3 protein-coding genes and 1 pseudogene are annotated in these 3719 nt (G+C 59.8%); 3 read left to right on the top strand and 1 reads right to left on the bottom strand.

The genetic code is table 11. The features are described 5' to 3' along the window. Positions 1 to 214 (bottom strand): transposase (locus CAK78_RS10170; protein ID WP_141214162.1); only part of this gene is annotated, 214 nt, incomplete at its 3' end. Positions 215 to 560: 346 nt separating this feature from the next. On the opposite strand from CAK78_RS10170, the gene CAK78_RS10175 reads away from it, so the two are divergent. From CAK78_RS10175 to CAK78_RS10185, 3 genes and pseudogenes are all read left to right on the top strand, one after another. Beyond that, positions 561 to 1160: a 4Fe-4S binding protein gene (locus tag CAK78_RS10175; protein ID WP_005301859.1), complete on the top strand. Its 600-nt coding sequence runs from the start codon at positions 561 to 563 to the stop codon at positions 1158 to 1160. Between the two features lie 46 nt (positions 1161 to 1206). Beyond that, on the top strand, positions 1207 to 3351 hold the full coding sequence (gene fdhF / locus CAK78_RS10180) for a formate dehydrogenase subunit alpha (RefSeq protein ID WP_094697185.1): 2145 nt from the start codon (positions 1207 to 1209) through the stop codon (positions 3349 to 3351). 164 nt (positions 3352 to 3515) lie between these two features. Continuing rightward, positions 3516 to 3719: pseudogene (locus tag CAK78_RS10185) on the top strand (IS5/IS1182 family transposase); the annotation flags it as partial.

A 3719-nucleotide genomic window follows, 5' to 3' on the forward strand; every position in this document is an offset into this window, starting at 1 on the left:
TCAATGACATCTGGTGATGGCAGTGATTGCATTGCAGCACGCGTGGCCGACTTTTCAGGTGACAACAGGTCTTGTTGGCACATTCAGGGCAGACAAAGCCGTGAGGAAAACGCCAAGTGAACAACGCGTTTTCGCACTGAGCTTCAGTGCCATAGTCCTTGAGAAGCTCAAACAGGCTGTAGCCTTTCTGGAATTGGACTTTGCTTTTGGCCATGATCTCGCTCCTCGATAACTGTGCATAAGATCAGTATAGTTCGGGGTGACTGCTAATCATGGGTAATCAGGTCGTTCTATTCATCCATCGGCTGGGGTTGGTCAGCCAGTGTCGACCTCGTCACTTTTGTCATGTCGATCAGAAGGCCGGCCCCTTCGTCACCCTCGTCAGTTACGGCAAACACCGCCTTTATCATCCAGATTATCTCTTTATTTTCATATGCTTGTGATTTTATGACGGGCCATCTTCCCGTGTTGGTCTGATAAATGCTTTGTTGGGGCAGACCGCGTTGTCGCCTGGTGGGTGAGGGCGGTCGGGTGTAACGAACCATTTAGGATCCCTCTCTATGAACAGCTTCGTGATTGCAGATCCCAGTCTCTGTATTGGGTGTCGTACCTGTGAGGTGGCCTGCGCCGTTTCACACCAGTCAGGGTCCTGCAGCGGGACCCTTGAGCGGGAGGGCGGTCTGCATCTTGCCATCGAGGATGGACATCTGGTCTCCAAGGACAGCCATTTTCAGCCGCGCCTGAAGGTGATCGTGGGCAGCAAGGTGACCACGCCGGTACTCTGCCGCCAGTGTGAAGACAAGCCTTGCGCCATGGCCTGCCCCAACAATGCCATCGTTACCGAGGATGGCTGTGTCAAGGTGCTGCAGGCGCGCTGCATCGGCTGCAAGTCTTGCGTGGTGGCCTGTCCTTACGGCGCCATGGCGGTGGTGGTGAAAGAGGTGGCCCCCACGGCCGATTCGCTCTTCAAGCGGCCGCAGACCAAGGCGCAGGCGCTCAAGTGCGATCTCTGCCAGCACCGCGAGGCGGGCCCGGCCTGTGTCGAGGTGTGCCCGACCCAGGCGCTGCGGCTGGTCACGCCGGCCCACCTTGACACCCTGAACCGGCAGAAGCAGCTGGCCAGTGCCGAGGCCCTGCTGGCGATGCCGGCGCGGGTGTGAGCGGGCTTGCCGAGCCGTTTTTCGTTAACAAACAAGAGTGTGAGTCATGAAAAAAGTCATTACCGTGTGCCCCTATTGCGGCACCGGTTGCAAGATCAACCTGCTGGTTGAAAACGACAAGGTGGTGGGGGCCGAAGGCGCCAACGGCCGGACCAACGAGGGGCAGCTCTGCCTCAAGGGCTATTACGGTTGGGATTTCTTGAACGACACCAACTTGCTGACCCCCCGCCTCAAGAGCCCGATGATCCGCCGCGAGCGCGGTGGCAAGCTCGAAGCCGTCTCCTGGGACGAAGCCATCGAGTTCGCCAGCAGCCGTCTCTCTGCCATCAAGGCGAAATATGGCCCGGACGCCATCATGACCACCGGCTCTGCCCGTGGCCCCGGCAATGAAGCCAACTATGTGATGCAGAAATTTGCCCGCGCTGTGCTGGGGACGAACAACGTCGATCACTGCGCGAGGGTGTGACACGCACCCTCAGTCTCCGGTCTGGAGACAACAGTAGGCAACGGCGCCATGAGCAACGCCATTCCCGAAATTCAAGAGACCAAGTGCCTGCTGGTGTTTGGTTACAACGCTGCTGACTCTCACCCCATCGTCGCCCGCCATATTCTCAAGGCGAAGGCCAACGGGGCCAAGGTGATTGTGTGTGATCCGCGCATGGTGGAGACCGCCCGCATCGCCGATCAGTGGCTGCCGCTCAAAAACGGTTCCAACATGGCGCTGGTCAACGCCTTCGCCAACGTGTTGATAAGTGAGAGGCTCTACAACAAGGAGTTCGTCGCCAACTACACCGAAGGGTTCGACACCTTCAAGGCCACGGTGGCCAAGTACACCCCGGAATATGTGGAGGGGATCACCGGTCTCAAGGCCGCCGATATCCGCGCCGCCATTCGCACCTATGCTGCATCGCCTGCTTCCATGATCCTGTGGGGTATGGGGGTGACCCAGTACGGTCAGGCGGTGGACGTGGTCAAGGGGCTCGCCGGGATTGCGCTGCTGACCGGCAACTTCGGTCGCCGTGGCACCGGCTGCGGGCCGGTGCGCGGGCAGAACAACGTGCAAGGCACCTGCGACATGGGGATGCTGCCGCACCAGTTCCCGGGTTATCAGTCGGTGAGCGATCCCGCCATCAGCGCCAAGTTTGCCAAGGCGTGGGGGGTGGATGCGCTCTCCCAGAAACCGGGTTACCGGCTGACCGAGCTTGGTCACAAGGTGGAGGAGGGCAAGTGCAAGGCCTTCTACATCTTTGGGGAAGATCCGGCCCAGACCGAGGCCGATCTTGGTCAGTTCCGCCGTACCCTGGCGGGCATGGAGCTGGTGATCGTGCAGGATATCTTCATGACCCAGACTGCCGAGATGGCCGACGTCATTCTGCCCGCCACCAGTTGGGGTGAGCACGAGGGGGTCTACAGCTCGGCGGATCGCGGCTTCCAGCGCTTCTACAAGGCGGTGACGCCCCCTGAGAACGTGAAGCCCGACTGGGCCATCTTCTCGCTGATGGCGACCGCCATGGGGTATCCCATGGAGTATCGCGACACCGAGCAGATCTGGGACGAGCTGCGCGGACTCTGCCCGCTCTATGCCGGGGTCAGCTACGACAAGATGGCCGATCTCAAGAGCGTGCAGTGGCCCTGTCCGACCGAGGATCACCCGGGCACCAGCACCCTGTTCGAGGGGAACGTGTTCACCACCCCGAGCGGCAAGGGCCAGCTGATTGCCTCCGAGTGGCGGCCACCGCTGGAGCAGCCCTGTGCCGAGTACCCGCTGGTGCTCTCCACCGTGCGCGAGGTGGGGCACTACTCCTGCCGCTCCATGACCGGCAACTGCTCGGCGCTGCAGACCCTGGCCGATGAGCCTGGCTATGTGCAGATCCACCCGCGCGATGCCAAAAAGCTCGGGGTGAAGGATCAGGCGCTGGTCTGGATCTCGTCGCGGCGCGGCAAGGTGATCACCCGGGCCAACTACAACGAGCGGGTCAACGCCGGGGTGGTCTACATGACCTACCAGTGGTGGATCGGGGCCTGCAACGAGCTCACCATAGAGCACGTGGACCCCGTCTCCTACACGCCGGAGTACAAGTACTGCGCAGTGAAAATTGAGCGTATCGAGGATCAGCCAGGGGCGGAAGTGTACGTCCAGACTGAATACAGCGCGCTCAAGGCAAAATTGCGCAGCGCCGCCAAAGGGTAATCGTCGTTAATAAAGTGGATCCAGGCTCTGTTTACAGGGCCCGGGTCCGCTCATCCTTTTTTCAGCTGGCAGGTGTCCATCATGAAAAATGAATTAAGGAAAGTGCGAACAAGTCCTTGATGTGAGATCATGAACCCCACTTGGCATCAGGGATGAGGTTCAGCATGAGTCACCAGCTCACCTTCGCGGACTGCGAGTTCAATGGCAAACGCCGTAAAACCCGTAAAGAGATATTCTTGGCTCGCATGGAGGCTGTGCTCCCATGGCCAAGGATGCTGGGGGTCATCGAACCCGTCTATCCCAAAGCTGGTAACGGGCGTCGTCCCTACCCACTCGATACCATGCTCCGCATTCACTGTATGCAGCAG

The sequence above is a fragment of the Aeromonas sp. A35_P genome (genome assembly GCF_002259925.1).
Classification (GTDB): domain Bacteria; phylum Pseudomonadota; class Gammaproteobacteria; order Enterobacterales; family Aeromonadaceae; genus Aeromonas; species Aeromonas dhakensis.

Coding starts and splice junctions, on each gene's coding strand:
- CAK78_RS10175 (WP_005301859.1), top strand. CDS start 561: ATGAACAGCTTCGTGATTGCAGATCCCAGTCTCTGTATTGGGTGTCGT.